The organism is Chryseobacterium sp. AG363, from assembly GCF_003610675.1.
GTDB lineage: Bacteria > Bacteroidota > Bacteroidia > Flavobacteriales > Weeksellaceae > Chryseobacterium > Chryseobacterium cucumeris.
In genome coordinates, this window is sequence record NZ_RAQF01000003.1 from 483,549 (window position 1) to 502,169 (window position 18,621).

Genomic DNA, 18,621 nt, shown 5'->3' on the forward strand with positions numbered 1-18,621 from the left:
GTAAAGATATTAAATCCCAATTAAATAATATGTATTTAATGTTAATCTTGCTTAAATTTTAATAATATTTTAAAAAAATACTATAAATTATGATATAATGCTGAATATTGCAGTAGCTAATACGTATTTGTATTAATTAAATTAAAATAAGGAATTGTTATCTAAACTCTCAAAATAGGTATCAATTTCGAGATCTGAGGAACTGGCTGCTGCTACGGCTAATTTATCGCAAAGTTCGTTTTCAAAATGTCCGGCATGACCTTTTACCCAATGCATTTTCGGGTTGTGTTTGTTGTAGAGTTCAATGAATTTTTTCCAGAGATCAGGGTTTTTTACATTTTTCCAGCCTCTCTTGATCCATCCGGCAATCCAGTTTTGGTTGATGGCGTCAGATACATATTTACTGTCGGTATACACATGGATGTCATTTTCTGTAGATTTCAGTTTTTCCAATGCAGTGATGACCGCTAGAAGCTCCATTCTGTTGTTGGTGGTTTTTCTAAAACCTTTGGAAAATGTTTTCTGGTAATTTTTTTCAGGAACGCGCATAAGAATTCCATATCCGCCTTTTCCCGGGTTTCCGCTGCAAGCTCCGTCCGTATAAATTTCGATTCTCAAATCTGCTTTTTAATAATTGATGTATTGACTGTAAAATTAAACTGAATTGATCTGAATTTTAATCTTTGCTTAAAAAGGGAAGTCATCATCGTCATCAAAGTCATTCATGGAAGACCCTGAAAGTTTTGAACTATCCGGAAGATCAAATGCTGCTCCTGGCTGAATCGTTGTTTTGATCTTGTCAAATCCGCTTGGCTCTCCGAAGTTGGAAGGATATCCTCCTCCGGTACCACTGTCAAACGCTGCTTCAATATCACCGAATTTTGCAAAATGTTTCAGGAATGATAATCTTACATCTGCTGTAGCACCATTTCTGTGTTTTGCAATGATCAGTTCGGCCTGGTTTTCTGTAGAAGTTTCCTGTCCTTCCTCGTCATTATCCCAAACCGTAATTTTATAATACTCCGGTCTGAAGATGAAAGATACGATATCCGCATCCTGCTCAATTGCTCCGGATTCCCTCAGGTCTGAAAGCTGAGGTCTTTTTCCAGGTCGGGCTTCCACACTTCTTGAAAGCTGTGACAGGGCAATGACCGGTACGTTAAGTTCTTTTGCAATTGCTTTTAATGAACGTGAAATCATGGAAATCTCCTGTTCACGGTTTCCAACTCCTTTTCCGCTGCTACTCCCTGCGGTCATCAGCTGAAGGTAGTCGACCATGATAAGTCTTACGCCATGCTGCATTACCAGTCTTCGGCATTTTGCACGGAAGTCGAATATGGAAAGGGAAGGTGTTTCATCAATATATAAAGGAGCGTTCTCCAATTCAGATACATTGGAGAATAGTCTTTGCCATTCTTCATCATCCAGGGTTCCTTTTCTTAATTTTTCTGATGAGATTCTTGTTTCGGAAGCAATCATTCTGGTAATAAGCTGTACCGAGGCCATCTCGAGAGAGAACAGAGCCATAGGAATTTTGTGCCCTACTGCAATATTTCTTGCCATGGAAAGCAGGAATGCTGTTTTACCCATCGCGGGACGGGCTGCAATAATGATAAGGTCAGAATTCTGCCAACCACCGGTTTCCTTATCTACATCTCTGAATCCTGAAGGAACTCCGGAAAGTCCTTGTTTATCTTTTAAAGATTTAATGGTATCAATGGCTTGTTTTACCAATGAGTTGGCAGTATCGAATCCTTTCTTAATCGTTCCGTTGGTAATCTCGAAGAAAGACTGCTCTGCCTTGTCCAGAAGTTCAAAAACATCTGTCGATTCCTTGTAAGAAGAATCAATAACATTAGCAGAAACATTAATAAGACTTCTTAAAATATACTTTTCAAGAATAACACGTACGTGATATTCGATATGGGCAGATGAACTTACTCCCATTGTAAGATCAATGATGTAGTGATCACCACCTGCCTGACTCAGTTTGTCTTCTTTTTTTAAATCCTGAATAATCGTCATTAAGTCTACCGGGTGGTTGCCTTCATACAATTTTAAGATAGTAGAAAAGATGACCTGATGTCTGGGATCATAAAACACCTCCGGAGTAAGAAGGTCAATGGAATGGTCAAGACCTTTTTTGTCAATCAAAAAAGTTCCGATAACCAGTCTTTCAAAGTCCACTGCATTGGGAGGCATTTTTCCATCCGCAATAGACAATTCTTTTGCAAAGTTTCCGTGTGTCAGGGATGATAATGTTTCTTTCTGCGCCATGATGCAAAGATAGTTTATTTAAAAAATAATAGAAAAATAGTATTCAACAAATTATTAGCAGTCTTTCGTAAAATGCTGTAAACAGGAGGTTGGACTTGTTGATAAAAAAAATCACCTCAGTCTGAGGTGATTTTTCAAAAAGATGAAGTAAAACTTATTCTTTATTTTTTACCAATACCCATCCTGAATATTTGGTTTCGGTATTGTCTTTATTGTTTTCGTTCCACGAGATCGTGTACCAGTAAGTTCCGGTTAGGATTTTCTTACCAAATGCTGTTCCGTCCCAAGTGAAGTTATTCATTTTGTTAGCTTCATGAAGTTTGTTTCCATATCTGTCATATACAATGAAGATAAGGTTTTTCTTGTAAGCTAATGCTGAGTAATCAATAACATCATTTACATTATCTCCGTTCGGAGTAATCGCGTTGATAAGATTAGGGACAGTCACGGTTACCTGAATAGGCGTACAGTTATAAGTATCTTTTACATATATCGTATTTTCTCCTCTAGGAAGTCCTGTGAATACATTGGAGTCCTGCCAGTTAACACCATCAATAGAATATTTGTAAGGAGGAACTCCCCCTGAAGCTGTTACTGTGATGTTGTTGTTGGTAATCTCGATTCCTGAAACCACTGGCTGAAGGCTTGGATGTACACGTACTTCCTGAAGTGTGAAGCATTTTCCTGTCTGAAGTTTTACCCAATAAACCCCAACTCCTACGTTGTTGATAGATTGTGTAGTTTCACCTGTGCTCCATTCGTAGCTTACAAATCCAGGTCCTGCGTCCAAAGAGGTTTTGGCTTCAGCACAAATTGTCTTATCTTTTAATACCGCTGATTTTACCGGAGGCAATACAATCAGTTCTATTTTAGCAATTGAATAACACTGTTTGTCATTATCTACTCTTGCATATACTGTTTTGCTTTCTGAAAGATAGTTTAATGCTGCTATAATAGGGTTTGTCTGTGCTTTAGCATCAGCTACAGTTGTATAATATTTAATGGTAGTTCCGGTAGGTGTTGGAACAGCTACTCCGATGTCAGCCTTGGAAAGATCAAATGTTGAACGGGTAACGTCATTATCAATATAACAGTTTTGAAGTACAGCATCTTTCAGTACAACTGATGGGTAGAATAATAATCTGATGGTAGTAGTTGCGATACATCCGAAAGAAGAAATTACTTTTACATATACGGTTGATTCAGCAGAGACGTAGTTGGTAGGATCTGTAATTTCATTAATTTCAGCATTCATATCCGCAACCGTAGCATAATACTTAATGGTTGCTCCGGCTCCTCCAAATACATTGGCTGTTGTTAAGTTATATTTTGCAGTACCTGCTCCGTTGTTGTTACAGGAGTATAAAGTAGCCGAATTGGCAGAAATACCCACATTCACAAACTTGAACTTTCCGGTTATGAAACATCCGTTGATAGGGTTGCTCGGATTGGTAGGATCCTGATAAACAATTCTGTAATAATATGTTGTAACTCCGTCTACAGTGGCTACCGTAAGTGGATTTTGTCCTGTAAGGGCATCGTTGGTTGTTTTGTGATAAGTAACCTTGAAGTTGGGGCTGTTACCATTAATAATTGCTGCAGATAATGTTGTAAAATCAAACTGGGTAGGCAGCGCACAAACCATTACCTGATTAGGATCATTAGGAGCTGCTCCCGGAATTCCAGGCGCGATAAATGGGTTAGGCGAAAGAACAGGATCGTTAAATGCAGAACTTAAGCTTGCCGTTCCTGTCCATTCTAAAGAAAAACCATTAACGGATCTACTGAAGTTGTCAATAACCAGATAATAAGTCTGGCCAACCAATACATCCATATAGGGACTCCATTTACCATTGTTCATACTGGATGTAACACCTGGTGGATTGGTAGGGAATACGGCTGGTGGAGCAAGAGTCAGATCGAGACCTGTATCTCCTGAAGTGCCGCTATAGTTACATCTTATGGGTTGTATGAAAACGTGATCCGCATTCTGTAACGAAGCACAGCCGTTAGCTGTTGGTCCGTAAACTGCAAAATCATAATCATCATCCTGATCGTTAGGTTTTATTGTAAATGCCAGTGTTCCTGGTGTGGATACTGTAAAAGTGTACCAAACTGTATATCTTTCATTGGTACTGAGGCATCCACCGTTTTGGTTAAGAATTTCTATTATATTCCCCGGGCCCGAAGGGGTGTATGAAATGTCAGAATTACCACAGATGGGAATTGCTGTGACACAATCTGACTGTGAATAGGCCATTTGCGCTATCAATAAAATAAAAAGAAGTAATATTTTTTTCATTGTTAAAACTTTTTTGTTAAACAAACTTGAAATCAATAAATTTTTATCATTATTTGTAAAAGAAAAAGCCGCCAAAGCGGCTTTTTATATTGTGGTGTTTTATTCTCTGTTTTTTACAACAATCCAACCTGAAAACTTGAACGGAGTATTCTTTTTGTCATTCTCGTTCCATGTTACAGAATACCAGTAGGTACCTGTTGGTATGTTCTTGCCACCAATTTTACCATCCCATTTATAACCATTGGATTTGTCTCCCTGGTGGATTTTTGTTCCATATCTGTCAAAGATACTCAAAATAAGATTCTGTTTATCAGCCATAGCAGAATAATCCACTACGTCATTCACACCATCTCCGTTTGGAGTAATCATATTGATAAGGTTAGGAACCACTACTGCAACTTCAATTGGCTCGCAGTCATAAGCATCTTTTACATAGACTTTGTAAGTTCCTCTTGCTACATTGGAGAATACATTAGAAGGCTGCCATAAAATCTTATCCATAGAATACTGATAATCCGGTGTTCCTCCAATAACATTGATTGTCAATGTAGTATTGTTAATGTCGATATTTGTTACAACTGGTTGCTCAGAAGGATAAACGGTTACCTTTTGAGTGGCAACACATTCACCTGTTTTTAATTTTACCCAGTAAACACCCACTCCCACATCTTTAATAGACTGTGTTGTTGCTCCTGTGCTCCATTCATAGCTTTTGAACCCAGGTCCGGCATCTAAAGTGGTCGTGTCTTCCATGCAGATAATTTTGTCTTTCAGAACACTGGATGTTACTGGAGCAATTACAGTTAAACCAATTTTTACCACTACATAACATCCTCTGGTGTCGGATACTCTTACATATACTAAGCCGCTTGGTGCAATATAATTAGCATTTAAAATTTGGTTGGTTTCATCTATTGCGTCTGTTAGTGAAGGGAAGTATTTTTTAGTGATTCCTGCCTGTGGTGTAATTACAGCAGCATTATCCAAGTTGAATAAAGCTGTAGAAGGATTGGCTTCAATAAAGCATGATCTCAATTCAGCATCTTTTGCAATGATTTGCGGATAGAATTTAAGGGTAATTTCTGCAATATCACTACATCCAAATGCAGAAGTTACTTTTACATATATTTTACCTTCAGCAGAAACAAACTGATAGATGTTGGTGATCTCATTGATTGAGTTATTCAGATCATATAATGTGTAATAGTATTTTTTAGTTGCCGTTGGATCAGCAAAAACTGCAGCTGTGGTAAGGTCATATGTTGCCGTACCTGCATTGTTGTTATTACAGCTTGTCAGCGTTACATCGGTAGCGGTGATTGTACCATCTTTAAATTTAAATTTACCAGTCTGTCTACATTTATTAATAGGGCTGTTGGGGTTAGTCGGGTCAGTATAGTTGATACTGTAGAAATAAACTCCAACAGGAGTAACTGTTTGAGGTCCAACAAGAGGGTTGTTACCTGTTAAAGCATCATTCTGACTTGTGTGGTAGCTAATGTTGAAGTTAGGGTTACCATTAAGAATTCCTGCGGATAATGATGCGAAATCAAAAGTCGCCGGATTTGAACAGATTACTACTTCTCTTGGGTCAGCAGGATTAGCTCCTGGAATTCCCGGTGGGATAAAGGGATGAGGCTGTATATTCGGATCAGTGAATGGAGAAGACAAAGTAGCTGTTCCACCCCATGATAATTTGAATCCGTTAGCTGTTTCTCTGTGGTTATTCACAATGATATAGTAAGTCTGACCAGGCAGTACATCCATGTATTTTACCCATTTATCTCCTGTTGCATCCTCACTAAGGTCAGTAGCGGTCATATTAAGACCTGTATTTCCACTTAGTCCGGAATAAGAACAACGTATAGGAGTTCCTAGGTTTCCACAAGATTTGTTGGGTCCATATACTCCAAAGTCATAATCATCTCCCTGGTCGTTAGGGATGATTTCGAAAGTAAGGGTTCCTCCTGTAGCGATGGTAAAAGAATACCATACGGAGTACTTCTCGTTAGAAGTTAAACATCCACCCAGGTTTTCTGCAATGTCTCCATGCCCGCCTGGTGTATATGAAATGTCAGAGTTACCGCAGACTGCCATTGCAGTGCCACAATCTGATTGTGCAAATAAAATATGTGAAAATATGAGTAATAAAACAAGTAATGTTTTTTTCATGAGAATTAATTTTTAAAACAAATATTAAATGTGTTTAATTATTAAAAAATGCTGTTTTATCTGATACAAAATACTGTTTATCAAAATATTCAATGAATTTTCAGGTTTTCGTATTAAAAAAAACTGATCGTCCCAATTTACTCGGGAGATCATACATTTTTTTTCTGTTAATTTGTTCCGATCAGCTGTTTTCCCCAAGTAGGTGAACTTGATGAGGCGTCTGACATTTCAAATTCTTTGGCTGCTTTTTGATAGAACTTTATAGCTTCTGTCTTGTTCCCTTGCTTTTCAGCTATTTCCGCTTTTAAAAAAGAAAGTCTTGGATTGTTCTTTAAAGTTGTTTCCGCTTTAGCCATAAAGCCTGTAGCCGTTTTTAGTTCCTTTTGAGGATCTGCAGCTGTTTTTATTCTTATTTTCTGAAAATGAATAAGAGCAAGAAGAAGATTGACCTCTCCATTATTTTTTTCCGAAGCAAGAGCCTGCATTGCAAGTTTTCTGGCAGATTCATTAGGTTCTCCAAGAGGGCTGTTCGGACTATTCTTTAAAAGGAAATTGGTTTTAAGATACAATGCTGCTGCTGCATAGTAATTAGCCTGCCATTTTTCTGAAGTTTTAGCTTGTGAAAACTTAGAAAAAAGCATATCATAGTCATTTTCTGTTTTAGCATTATTGAATTGTAAAACAGATTGTTGTAAGGTTTGGTCTGAAAAGAATTGAGCATTCATCAGAGAACCTGTCATGAGAAAGCTCAAAATTAGTAAAAGTTTAGTCATAGGGGGATATTTTATGAAGCAAATATAAAAAATTATTAACGTTAAATTAAAGATTTTGAGATATATTTAATGAAAGTAACATATTGGTTTTAAATGTGGTATTTTATTCTGTTGATTAAATTATATGAAGATCGTAAAGATATATATAGTTTTGATGAATATTTCTGGTTTAATTCTTTTATAAATTTTAAAAAAACAGCTATAAAACAAAAATCAGAATAGAAAACGTTCTATTCTGATTTTAAGTATTTCGAATTCTTATTTTTTTTTGTATCAGATTTTAAATGATTTGATAAACAATAAGTTAATATTGCATCTTTCTCAATTTAGGATTGGTGCTTCCAACAACAAGGGCCACTAAAACGGTCATACAGCCTCCGAATACCACAGAGCGCACAACGCCCAGGAGTTTGGCCATAAGTCCACTTTCGAACTGTCCCATTTCATTGCTTGACATGATGAAAATTGAATTCACACTCAGAACACGACCTCTTATATGATCCGGTGTTTTTAACTGTACAATGGTGCCTCGGATAACCACGGAAATTCCATCCAGCATCCCGCTCATCACCAGGAACATAAAAGACAGCCAGTATAATTTTGAGAGTCCGAATCCAATAATGCATAGCCCGAATCCTGTAACCACAGCAAGAAGTATTTTCCCCTGATTTTTGCGAAGGGGAACAATAGATAAAATAGTAATAATACACATTGAACCAATGTCTGAAGCTGCATTCAGTAAACCGAAACCTTCAGCTCCTGAATTCAGGATGTCTGTTGCAAATACAGGGATCATAGCTACGGCTCCGCCAAAAAGTACTGCAAACATATCAAGACATAGAGCTCCCAGAATCTCCTTGGTCTTAAAAATATAAGAAATTCCTTCACGCATGCTTTCTACTACATTTACTGTTTCTTTTTTGTATTCTGAATGCTGTTTGTGCAGTTGCCAGAAAAATAACGAAGCAACAAATATGAGTGTTAAAATAGCAACGAGAGTCCATTTTACGCCGATAAATCCAATCAGAACACCTCCGATAGCATGTCCGCAAACAGAAGATATCAGGAAAGTAGCCTGGTTCAGCGTTACGGCATTCGGAAGATTTTCCTTCTTTACAATTTTAGGAATCATGGAAGGAACAATAGGACCGATAAAGGCTCTTGCTATCCCTGTGAAAAAGATAACACCATAAATATAATAGGTAATCTGATGACCCGTAAAGTGCATTTCCACATCAAGAAATGCGGGAATCAACAAAAGGCCAATCAGAAAAATATATGCATAATTACAAATGAGTAGCAGTCTCTTTTTTTCATTCATATCAATAACATGTCCCGCATACAGCGCGCAGCTTACCGCAGGAATCACCTCTGAAAGTCCGATAAGGCCTATTGAAAATGGATCTTTTGTTAATTGATATACCCACCATCCAAGTAAAGTGGCAAGCATTCTGAAAGCTAAAACAATAAAAAATCTCCCGGTGAGAAGATTTCTGAACTCAACATTTTGTAATGTTTGTAACGGGGTAAAGGAAATCATGAACAAAAATAGCCCTAAAAATTTATTTAGGGCTATCCATATGACAATTTTTAAAAGATATATTAAATATATCTCAAAAGATAAAATCTATTTTAGTCCGCTCTGGAAGAACTCAATACGATCGCTGCAACACCTGCTGCTCCAATAATCGTAGCTCCTGCGGCAATTCTTGCTTTTCTTCTGTCTTTCACAGCCGCTATATTGGATTTAGGAATAATCACTTCTGTACTATCTTTTTTACCGGCAGTTCCTACAATATTTTCCCCAACGACATTTCTGAATAAGATGGTCTGCTTCGGAGAGCCGTCTCTCATAGTTACTTTATATATTTTTCCGGCTTCAAGATTAGAGTAGTTGTTTTTTGAAATATCTTCGCTGTATTTTGTAGTAGCACAAGATGTAATAACAAATAAAGATGTTAGTAAAGACGATTTCAACAGTACAGATGCTTTCATTATTTTCTTTTAGTTTTTCAAATTTATAATTTTTTTCGAATATACGTTTTTGGAATTGAAAAAATATGATTAAAGTTTGTAAATTTCTAAGAGATTTGCAATCTTTCTGTCATTAGCCAATCTTGGAGTCTTGTTTTGACCTCCTAGTTTTCCCTGGGATTTCGCATATTCATGAAAGGCATTTTTTGCAAGCCTGGTGATTTGTAATTTCTGTAAAATATTTCCCGAAATCAAATCATCATAGTAAGTGTTTCTTGCCCGAAGCTGTTGATCCAATTCATCTCTGAATGCTTCTAAATGCTCAGGTTCTTTTTCAAATTCAATCAGCCATTCGTGATAAGGGAGTCCTTCAGCCGGATTTACCTGTGGAGCCAGATGGAATTCTGTAATCTGTGCAGGATGCTTTTCAAGAGTCGCTTTCATAGCTTCTTCTACCTCGAATGCTATCACATGTTCTCCAAATGCAGAGGTGAAATGTTTGGTTCTCCCGCTTACCAAAACCCTGTATGGGTCTTTGCTGATGAATCTTACAACGTCCCCAATAGAATAAGCCCATAACCCGGAATTGGTCGTAAGAATCAATGCATAATCTTTATGAAGTTCGATTTCTTTTAAAGTTAATCTTCTTGCTCCAGGCTTGCCATATTCTTCCAAAGGAACGAATTCGTAGAAAATTCCGTGATTGGTCAATAGCAGTAGTCCTTCTTTGGTGTAATCATCCTGAAAAGCAAAAAAACCTTCAGAAGCAGGGAAAGTCTGAACAATGTCTACTTTGCCTCCCAATAAATCTTCCATTTTATCACGATAAGGTTCATAGTTGACACCTCCTGTTACAATAAGCTGAAGATTGGGGAACAGCTGTTTGATCTTTTTACCATGTTTTTCTGTCAGCTTCTCAAAATACATGATCAGCCATGGTGGAATGCCTGAGATCAGCGTCATATTTTCATGTTCTGTTTCCTCAATAATTTTATCTACTTTGGTTTCCCAGTCTTCCATAATATTGGTTTCCCAGCTCGGCAGACGGTTTTTCTGAAGATAATTAGGAATATGATGAGCTACAATACCGGAAAGCCTTCCTGTTTTTATCCCAAATACTTCTTCCAGTTCCGGGCTGCCCTGAAGGAAAATCATTTTTCCATTCACAAAATCAGCGTTATTCTTTTTACTGATATAATGAAATAAAGCACTTTGAGCTCCGGCAATCTGAAAAGGCATTCCTTCTTTGGAAATCGGAATGTACTTGGAACCTGAAGTGGTTCCAGAAGTCTTGGCAAAATACTCCGGCGTTTCCGTCCATAGAATATTGGACTGTCCTTTTTTTACCCTTTCAATATAAGGTTTCAGATCTTCATAATCGGCCACAGGAACTCTGTCCTGAAATTCCTTTACAGAATGAATGTTTTCAAAATCATGTTCCCTCCCAAAAAGTGTTTTTTGAGCTGTTTTCACTAGAGAAAGCAGCAAGTCCTCCTGGTTTTTCTCAGCATTTTTTTTGAAATCCTCCGCTTTCTGAACATGTTTTTTTGCCCAGATCAGCGCTGCATTTTTCTTGAAGAAGTTTAACATGGGTCAAATTTATAAATAAGTAAAGAATCTGGAATCATTTTTACGAAGGTTCACATAAAAAAACCGATGGAACTTGTTCCACCGGCTTTTCGAAATTTGATTATGAAAATAACAACTATATGTTAATGTTATGCTTATTTGTTTGCCTTATACCTTTTGTCGGGAGTACCGTCTTTTTTCAGGTGTTTGTTTTCTTTATATCTCTTATCCGGAGTGCCGTCTTTTTTCATTTTGGCAGCCGGTTGTGCAGGCTTCGCTGCTTTTGCATCCATTGCCGGTTTTGCAGCTTTTACTTCAGCTGGTTTAACAGCTTTTGCTGTAGTTGCTTTTACAGGCGGGTGCGCCGTAGCACCTGTAGCGGGAGCAGTCTGCTGAGCAGTGGCAAGTCCTAATCCAAGGATCAAAGACATTGCAGATAAGAATTTTTTCATAAGAATTATTGTTTGTTTTTTGTTGAATAAAGATATACAAAAAGCAGGCTAGAAAATTGAGATTTTTAAACTTAACTAAAGTTTATTACAGCTTAAAAAAAAATTAAAACACTTCATTTACAATGAAAAAGCCTGTCTTCAAAGATAAAGACAGGCTTGAATAATATATAAATAGACATGGCTAGCGCGTACAATTTGCTGTCCACGTTTTGCCATCCTTGACATACAGAATTTTTAAAACATTATTATCAATTCTGATATAAGAGGTTGCTGTAGAACCAATCATCACCAGAGTATGATCTCCTTCCTGATTAAACTCTATTCCGTTGAGATCCGGAATACTGTTGGAGAACGCGAAATTGTATTTGGTGCCGCTGGCAATCTTTGTTACAAATACACTTCCGTCATCTGTGCTGATGTTGGTAGAACCACCATCATTATAAGAAACCTTTCCTTTGTAGGTTCCTGCAAAAAATTCATTGTTTACAGGGTCGTCATCTTTGCTACATGATGAAAAAGATAATGCTGTGAATACCAACAGCATCATAACTCCTAAGATTTTAATTGCTTTTTTCATAATATTATTCTTAATGTTTGGTTAGTCTGGAAATCCCAAACACTATGCCATGGGTGAGTAGTTGAATTTTTTTAACAGGTTATTAGATAAAATTGTAAAAAATTAAGATTTATGAGGCTAAGTCCTTCATTTCAAACCTTCAGTCTTTCTCTTTTTCTAAGGAAGAGAAAAAATATCCGTACCTTTGTACATCATCAACGGTTTCGGAAAACTCCCGAAATCGCTTTTTTCGTTTATACCATTAGTATTTATGCAGTTAAAATCCATCAATGAAAAGTTCCTTCCAGACCTTATGCAGAAAGAGTTTGGGAAAGAAATTTTTACCCAGTTAGAAAACAGCCAGCATATAGCTGTAAAAGGAAGTGCAGGATCTTCAGTTTCTATTTTTGTGGCTGAGCTTTTTTTGGTTCAGAAGAAGAATATTCTTTATCTGGTAGATGATAAGGAAGATGCATTGTACGCCAATACAGAGATGGAAGATCTTCTGGGTAAGGATAAAGTGCTGTATTTTCCGGCCACCCATCTTGAACCTTATCAGGTGGAAAAGACTCAAAATGCCAACCTGGTGTTAAGGACTGAGGTTCTTAATAAAATTAATTCCGGAAGATCTCCAAAAGTGATTGTGGCTTATGCCGGTGCTTTATCTGAAAAGGTTTTGAAAAAAGAAGATTTTAAAGCAATTTCCCATCATATTAAAGTGGGAGATCAGCTGGATTTTGATTTTGTGGATGAACTGCTTAATCATTATCATTTCCAGCAGGCTGATTTCGTTTCCGAACCGGGAGAGTTTTCTGTGAGAGGAGGAATTGTAGACGTGTTTTCCTATTCACACGAAAAACCATATAGAATTACCTTCTTCGGTAATGAAGTGGAAAGTATTAAAACTTTTGATATCGAAACACAGCTTTCGGTAGATAAAGTAAAAGATTTCCAGCTGGTTTCCAATATGAATTTTTCGGTAACGGGAACAAGGGTATCTCTGTTGCAATTATTGCCTAAAGAAAGTTTTGTGGTTTCCAAAAACGGAATGGTGGGAATGCAGAAGATCAGAACATTCTACGAAAAGTCTTTGGAAAAATATGATACATTAAGTAAAGATATTGCCCACAGGACTCCGCAGGAACTTTTTATTTCTGATCAGGAGTTTCTGTTTGATTATAAAAAATTTAAAACAGTTGATTTTGGAGGAATAATCATTGAAGGATTGAAAGAAGTAACCGAAGTTAAAATGGAACAGCTTCCACAGCCTTCTTTTCATAAAAACTTTGAACTACTGATTGAAGATATTGAAGAAAAGCAGAATGGAGGATTTGATACCTGGATTTCTTTTTCAACAGAAAAACAGAAAGAAAGGCTGGAGTCTATCTTTGAAGAGCTTGAACATGAGCTTCCATTTAAAAGTTTTAAGTCTGAACTTCATGAAGGATTTGTAGATAATGGACACAAACTGCTGGTCTATACAGATCATCAGATCTTTGACCGTTATCAGAGATATAAAGCGAAAAATACTTTTGCAAAATCTGAGCAGCTTACCCTGAAAGACCTGATGTCTCTGAAAATAGGGGACTATATCGCTCACATTGACCATGGAATCGGGAAATTTATGGGATTGGTGAAAGTGAATAATGATGGAAAGATTCAGGAATGTTTCAAACTGACCTATAAAAACGGAGACTTATTATATGTAAGCATTCATTCTTTGCATAAGATTTCGAAATACAACGGTCCGGATGGAAGAGAGATCGTTTTGAGTAAACTTGGATCTCCAACATGGAAATCTTTAAAACAGAAAACCAAAGCGAAGGTTAAACAGATTGCTTTTGACCTTATTCAATTATATGCCCAGAGGAAAACGGCGAAAGGTTTTGCTTATACTCCAGATTCCTACCTGCAGAACGAGTTGGAGGCCAGCTTTATTTATGAAGATACTCCGGATCAGGAAAAAGCTACCATAGATGTAAAGAGAGATATGGAAGCGGATACGGTAATGGACAGGCTTGTCTGCGGTGACGTAGGTTTCGGTAAAACGGAAGTTGCGATCAGGGCGGCGTTTAAAGCCGCTACAGATGGAAAGCAGGTTGCAGTATTAGTGCCTACAACCATTCTTGCTTTTCAGCATTACAGAAGTTTTAAAGAAAGGCTAAAAGATTTTCCGGTAAATGTTGCTTATGTCAACAGATTCAGGACAGCCAAGCAGAAATCTGAGACTTTAGAGGCTTTAAAGAACGGAAAAGTAGATATTATCATTGGAACGCATCAATTGGTAAGCAGTTCGGTGAAGTTTAAAGATCTTGGTTTATTGATTATTGATGAAGAACATAAGTTCGGGGTTTCAGTAAAAGATAAATTGAAAACCTTGAAGAATAATGTGGATACCCTGACGCTTACGGCGACTCCTATTCCGAGGACTTTACAATTCTCGTTAATGGCTGCAAGGGATTTATCCGTTATCAAAACACCACCGCCAAACAGACAGCCTGTAGATACACAGTTAATCGGATTCAATGAGGAAACGCTTCGTGATGCGGTTTCTTATGAGCTTCAGAGAGACGGTCAGGTATATTTTATCAATAACAGAATTGAAAACCTGAAGGATATTGCAGGGCTTATTCAGAGGCTGGTTCCGGATGCGAGAGTAATTACAGGACATGGGCAGATGGAAGGAAAACAGCTTGAAAAGAATGTACTGGATTTTATGGAAGGGAAATACGACGTTCTTGTGTCTACTACCATTGTAGAAAGTGGGGTAGATGTTCCGAATGCCAATACTATTTTTATCAATGATGCACATCGGTTTGGGATGGCGGATCTGCACCAGATGAGAGGAAGGGTAGGGCGAAGCAACAGAAAAGCATTCTGTTATCTGATCACTCCTCCTTATGACATGATGACTTCTGATGCCAGAAAACGTCTGGAAGCTATTGAACAGTTTTCAGATCTGGGAAGCGGTTTCCAGATTGCGATGAAAGATCTGGAGATCCGTGGTGCCGGAGATCTTTTGGGTGCTGAACAAAGTGGGTTTATCAATGAAATGGGTTTTGAAACGTATCAGAAACTAATGCAGGAAGCTTTAGAAGAACTAAAAGATGATGCTGATTTTGAAAGCCTTTTTGAAAATGAAGAAGACAGACAAAAACTTTTCAAATCTGTAAAGGATGTTAATATTGATACGGATTTAGAGCTGATGTTGCCGGATTCGTATATTTCGAACACAGAAGAAAGGTTGTTGCTCTACCAGAAAATTGCTGAAATCACTAATGAAGCAGATCTTCATCAGTTTGAGCTGGAGCTGATTGACCGTTTCGGAGCATTGCCGAAAGAAGCTGTCAATCTTTTGAAGAGTGTTTCTTTGAAGTGGCTTGCTTCTGATATAGGTTTTGAAAAGATTGTTATGAAAAACGGAGTGTTTTTAGGGTACTTCCCAGGGAATCCTCAGGATAAGTTTTACCAGACAGACAGATTCCGACATATTATTAATTATTTGACCCGAAATCCGACTGAAGCCCAGCTTAAGGAGAAGTCAGGAAAAGAAGGTAATCAGTTGATGATGAGAAAAGAAAGGGTGAAAAATGTAGATGAAGTCAATCTATTGTTGAAAGCAATTATCGAACATGACTAAATTTATTTTTCCTTTACTGGAAATAGTATCATAATATTATTAGAAACGTGTAAAAAGATTAATTTTTACACGTTTTTTTTGTGATTGTTATCATGTTTTTCTTTTGTAATATTCCTATTGAAGAGAATTAAGGCTGTTTTTGAGGGGGTGAAATCACTCTCTAATGATAAAAAAAATCCTGTAAATCCCCGTACAGTAAGGGTTTGAGATGTTGTCTAGCTGTTTTTATACATGGAAAGTAGAGTTATGTAGTAATAATTCTACTTTTTAGTATTATTAATTCTATGTTCTAATGTGTTTATTTCTATAGGTTTATAGATGTATAACTGGAATTTTTTGGACTTCGTTGCTTAACTTTGCAGTCCTTAATTATGAAAACAATTATACATTGCTGCGTGGCTGGACTTTTTTCGTTCTACGCTAACGCACAGGTGGGAATAGGTACTGCAAAACCCAAATCTGTTCTTGATGTGAACGGAAAAACCACCTTAAGAAAAGAACTTAGAGTAGGCGGTAGTTCAACTCAGGCTGGAGATGCCGGGTTGAATGGCCAGGTTTTGGTTTCTCAAGGTGAGGGTTTGCCTCCTGTGTGGAAATCTTTGAATGTTTCCTTTATGGAAGAGGGACAGTATAAGCTGATTAATTCTTATCTGTCATCGGATCAAACGGGTATTAATTCACTTACGGATGGTATCGCTGGTGATGGTGTCTACACCAACAATGTTGGAGATAACATTAATGATATCACAAAAGGCAACTGGAAAAAAATAGGCGGACTCGACAATACTTTTACCATCAAAAATGGAAAGAACAGACTTACCTATCAGTTCCAGACAGGTATTGAAATGAAAGCAGCCTCTTCTACAACAATACAGAATGTAAGATTTGCTTGTGGCGTTTTCAGAAACGGTGCATTGGTAGCGGTACGTCCGGATAGAATTGCTTCCAACAACAACAGTGGAAAAGCGGGTCTTCAGGATTATATCTTTACTCTTAATTATACGGAGCAGAACGTTCCTGTAGGAGTTCACAATATTGAAATTGCATGCAGAAAGATTGATACATCAAGCTCTACTTCACAATTTACAATTGGACGAAATGTAGAAGCCTCCAATGGTGCTTCCAGTGCTTTTACATTGGAATCTACGATGAAAATGGATGTTATCGAATACGTGAGTTATAAAAACAACTAATGATGAAAAAACTATTATCAACGCTGCTTCTTAGCATAGGTCTTTTGGCAACGGCTCAGGTAGGAATAAAAACAGAAGCCCCAAAAGCAACACTTGATGTAAACGGAGACGTTAATTTCAGAAATAAAATTGCTGTCCAGAATGCTACTGATAATTCATTATTTCAAGGAAATAATGATCAGCTGTTAGTTTCGCAGGGAGAAGGCTTTGCTCCTATCTGGAAATCACTCCGTATTCCTGAATACGAACCCAATAAATTTTACCTTATATACAATAATTCCTTTTCAGATAAAGTAGGGATTACTTTCTCTTCTTCAGAAAACTCTTCGGTAAGCATGGACTCAAGAGGAGGTACTTTTACGAAGGGAAAGCAGTATAGTACACTTACAAATTTTAAGAAAATAAACGGACTTTCACAAACCATCACCGTTTACAGTACACAAAGTAAGGCTTATTTTCAGTTTGAAACTGTGGTACAGGCAGATTTTGGGGGAGCAGGAAGTACAGACAATTCCATAGATTATGCATGCGGTATCTTTGTGGATGATAAACTGGTCAACCTGAGACAGAGAAACCTAAAGGCTATTACCACTTCATATCCTTTCCTTACTCATACCCAGATCGGAATTGTAGATAATCTTTCCCAGGGAAATCATTTGGTTTACGTTGCCTGTACAAGACTGGGTTCTTATGGTGCTTCGGGTGCAGGAAATACCCTTACTATAGGTACTAATGTGTATAGCAATATCAATAGCTTTATATCACAGTCTTCTCTTAAAGTTGACGTATATGAAGTTCCGGAAGTATTTAATACCATTATAAACTAAGACGGATTATGAAAAAAATATTATTTGTAACATCATTTTTATTAGCTGTTGCAACAAATGCCCAAGTGGGTATTAATACTCCTAATCCGACTAACATGCTGGATGTAAACGGAGATCTTAATATCAGAAAAGAATTAAGAACAGGAGGAACTGATGTATTAAAAGGGTCTGCCGGAGCGGCTGGTGATATATTTCACAATAATACTGATTTAGGTGCCAACGACTGGAAAGCCATTAAAATTGCAGATGGACAGGGTAGTATGTCTGTGTTTTCCATCAATACAGTTTCTGATAAAGTTGGAGTGAGTTTTTCTGGAAGTAGCGGGGCAACCAACCCTTATACTGACGGGGAAGCCCTGACTGGAGGCTGGACTGTAATTCCTGGAACTGTGGATACATTCTCCGTAACCAATGGTACGAATAAGGCTACCTTCTCATTTCAGACGACGATTCAGAAAACGGGAACAAATTCTGCGAGTTTTGCCTGTGGAGTTTTTGTTGATAACGCCCTTAGAGCAGTGAGAACAGATGTGTTATTGGGAGACAGCGGTGCTTATAAGATTTTTAATCTTAATGCTACTCTTACTAATCTTACTCCTAAGAATCAGTATTCTGTTAAAGTAGCCTGTATAAAAAGAGCTATTTCCGGAACAACTCTTGGGATAGGAAGAGCTGTTGATACTGCCTTTCTCAACAGCGATATGTCACAGTCTGTTTTGACAACATCTATATTGCAACCTTATTAATTTTCATCATCATACAATAATAGGAAATCTAAAAACGTTATGTTTTTAGATTTTTTTTGTTTATTAACTCTATTTCTTGTGAATTTGTTCGGATAAAGTAAAGTGTATTATCGAAAATTGAATTATATTTGGACAAGCTA

General features: G+C 37.3%; 14 protein-coding genes. 4 read left to right on the plus strand and 10 right to left on the minus strand.

The genetic code is table 11. The features are described 5' to 3' along the window. Nucleotides 1-141: 141 nt before the first annotated feature. The 10 genes from rnhA to DEU39_RS15155 form a co-directional block, all read right to left on the minus strand. On the minus strand, nucleotides 142-618 hold the full coding sequence (rnhA, locus tag DEU39_RS15110; protein ID WP_062673348.1) for a ribonuclease HI: 477 nt from the start codon (nucleotides 616-618) through the stop codon (nucleotides 142-144). Between the two features lie 69 nt (nucleotides 619-687). Then, a complete protein-coding gene (gene dnaB / locus DEU39_RS15115) occupies nucleotides 688-2,277 on the minus strand; it encodes a replicative DNA helicase (protein WP_120232508.1) in 1,590 nt (529 codons plus the stop codon). Nucleotides 2,278-2,431: 154 nt separating this feature from the next. Continuing rightward, nucleotides 2,432-4,579 (minus strand): T9SS type B sorting domain-containing protein, encoded by a 2,148-nt coding sequence (locus DEU39_RS15120; protein ID WP_228432337.1) that lies wholly within the window; start codon nucleotides 4,577-4,579, stop codon nucleotides 2,432-2,434. 99 nt (nucleotides 4,580-4,678) lie between these two features. Beyond that, complete coding sequence (locus DEU39_RS15125; RefSeq protein WP_062673354.1) at nucleotides 4,679-6,751, minus strand: T9SS type B sorting domain-containing protein; 2,073 nt, start codon at nucleotides 6,749-6,751, stop codon at nucleotides 4,679-4,681. A gap of 167 nt (nucleotides 6,752-6,918) precedes the next feature. Then, nucleotides 6,919-7,524: a tetratricopeptide repeat protein gene (locus DEU39_RS15130; protein WP_147367596.1), complete on the minus strand. Its 606-nt coding sequence runs from the start codon at nucleotides 7,522-7,524 to the stop codon at nucleotides 6,919-6,921. Nucleotides 7,525-7,828: 304 nt separating this feature from the next. After that, on the minus strand, nucleotides 7,829-9,064 hold the full coding sequence (locus tag DEU39_RS15135; protein ID WP_062673358.1) for an MFS transporter: 1,236 nt from the start codon (nucleotides 9,062-9,064) through the stop codon (nucleotides 7,829-7,831). A 92-nt stretch (nucleotides 9,065-9,156) separates the two neighbouring features. Then, nucleotides 9,157-9,519, minus strand: coding sequence for a hypothetical protein (locus DEU39_RS15140; protein ID WP_062673360.1), 363 nt, complete (start codon nucleotides 9,517-9,519; stop codon nucleotides 9,157-9,159). A gap of 69 nt (nucleotides 9,520-9,588) precedes the next feature. Then, entirely contained in the window at nucleotides 9,589-11,088 is a 1,500-nt protein-coding gene (locus DEU39_RS15145; protein WP_120232511.1) for a GH3 auxin-responsive promoter family protein, read from the minus strand. A gap of 134 nt (nucleotides 11,089-11,222) precedes the next feature. Then, a complete protein-coding gene (locus tag DEU39_RS15150; protein WP_034691510.1) occupies nucleotides 11,223-11,519 on the minus strand; it encodes a hypothetical protein in 297 nt (98 codons plus the stop codon). A gap of 181 nt (nucleotides 11,520-11,700) precedes the next feature. Continuing rightward, a complete protein-coding gene (locus DEU39_RS15155; protein WP_062673364.1) occupies nucleotides 11,701-12,096 on the minus strand; it encodes a hypothetical protein in 396 nt (131 codons plus the stop codon). Between the two features lie 250 nt (nucleotides 12,097-12,346). On the opposite strand from DEU39_RS15155, the gene mfd reads away from it, so the two are divergent. The 4 genes from mfd to DEU39_RS15175 all read left to right on the plus strand — a co-directional run bounded on the left by mfd (nucleotide 12,347) and on the right by DEU39_RS15175 (nucleotide 18,481). Further along, nucleotides 12,347-15,715, plus strand: coding sequence for a transcription-repair coupling factor (gene mfd / locus DEU39_RS15160; RefSeq protein ID WP_120232512.1), 3,369 nt, complete (start codon nucleotides 12,347-12,349; stop codon nucleotides 15,713-15,715). A gap of 371 nt (nucleotides 15,716-16,086) precedes the next feature. Then, nucleotides 16,087-16,908, plus strand: a complete 822-nt coding sequence (locus DEU39_RS15165) for a hypothetical protein (protein WP_062673368.1) — start codon at nucleotides 16,087-16,089, stop codon at nucleotides 16,906-16,908. Further along, complete coding sequence (locus DEU39_RS15170) at nucleotides 16,908-17,735, plus strand: hypothetical protein (protein ID WP_120232513.1); 828 nt, start codon at nucleotides 16,908-16,910, stop codon at nucleotides 17,733-17,735. Before DEU39_RS15165 ends, DEU39_RS15170 begins: the two co-directional genes overlap by 1 nt. 8 nt (nucleotides 17,736-17,743) lie before the next feature. Beyond that, nucleotides 17,744-18,481: a hypothetical protein gene (locus DEU39_RS15175; RefSeq protein ID WP_062673372.1), complete on the plus strand. Its 738-nt coding sequence runs from the start codon at nucleotides 17,744-17,746 to the stop codon at nucleotides 18,479-18,481. The last annotated feature ends 140 nt before the right edge of the window (nucleotides 18,482-18,621 follow it).

Bases quoted from the DNA above. Each gene is read 5' to 3' on its own strand.
- DEU39_RS15150 (WP_034691510.1), bottom strand. From the start codon at position 11,519: ATGAAAAAATTCTTATCTGCAATGTCTTTGATCCTTGGATTAGGACTT.
- dnaB (WP_120232508.1), bottom strand. From the start codon at position 2,277: ATGGCGCAGAAAGAAACATTATCATCCCTGACACACGGAAACTTTGCA.
- DEU39_RS15175 (WP_062673372.1), top strand. From the start codon at position 17,744: ATGAAAAAAATATTATTTGTAACATCATTTTTATTAGCTGTTGCAACA.
- DEU39_RS15130 (WP_147367596.1), bottom strand. From the start codon at position 7,524: ATGACTAAACTTTTACTAATTTTGAGCTTTCTCATGACAGGTTCTCTG.
- DEU39_RS15125 (WP_062673354.1), bottom strand. From the start codon at position 6,751: ATGAAAAAAACATTACTTGTTTTATTACTCATATTTTCACATATTTTA.
- DEU39_RS15135 (WP_062673358.1), bottom strand. From the start codon at position 9,064: ATGATTTCCTTTACCCCGTTACAAACATTACAAAATGTTGAGTTCAGA.
- DEU39_RS15170 (WP_120232513.1), top strand. From the start codon at position 16,908: ATGATGAAAAAACTATTATCAACGCTGCTTCTTAGCATAGGTCTTTTG.
- DEU39_RS15120 (WP_228432337.1), bottom strand. From the start codon at position 4,579: ATGAAAAAAATATTACTTCTTTTTATTTTATTGATAGCGCAAATGGCC.
- DEU39_RS15165 (WP_062673368.1), top strand. From the start codon at position 16,087: ATGAAAACAATTATACATTGCTGCGTGGCTGGACTTTTTTCGTTCTAC.
- DEU39_RS15140 (WP_062673360.1), bottom strand. From the start codon at position 9,519: ATGAAAGCATCTGTACTGTTGAAATCGTCTTTACTAACATCTTTATTT.
- DEU39_RS15155 (WP_062673364.1), bottom strand. From the start codon at position 12,096: ATGAAAAAAGCAATTAAAATCTTAGGAGTTATGATGCTGTTGGTATTC.
- DEU39_RS15145 (WP_120232511.1), bottom strand. From the start codon at position 11,088: ATGTTAAACTTCTTCAAGAAAAATGCAGCGCTGATCTGGGCAAAAAAA.
- mfd (WP_120232512.1), top strand. From the start codon at position 12,347: ATGCAGTTAAAATCCATCAATGAAAAGTTCCTTCCAGACCTTATGCAG.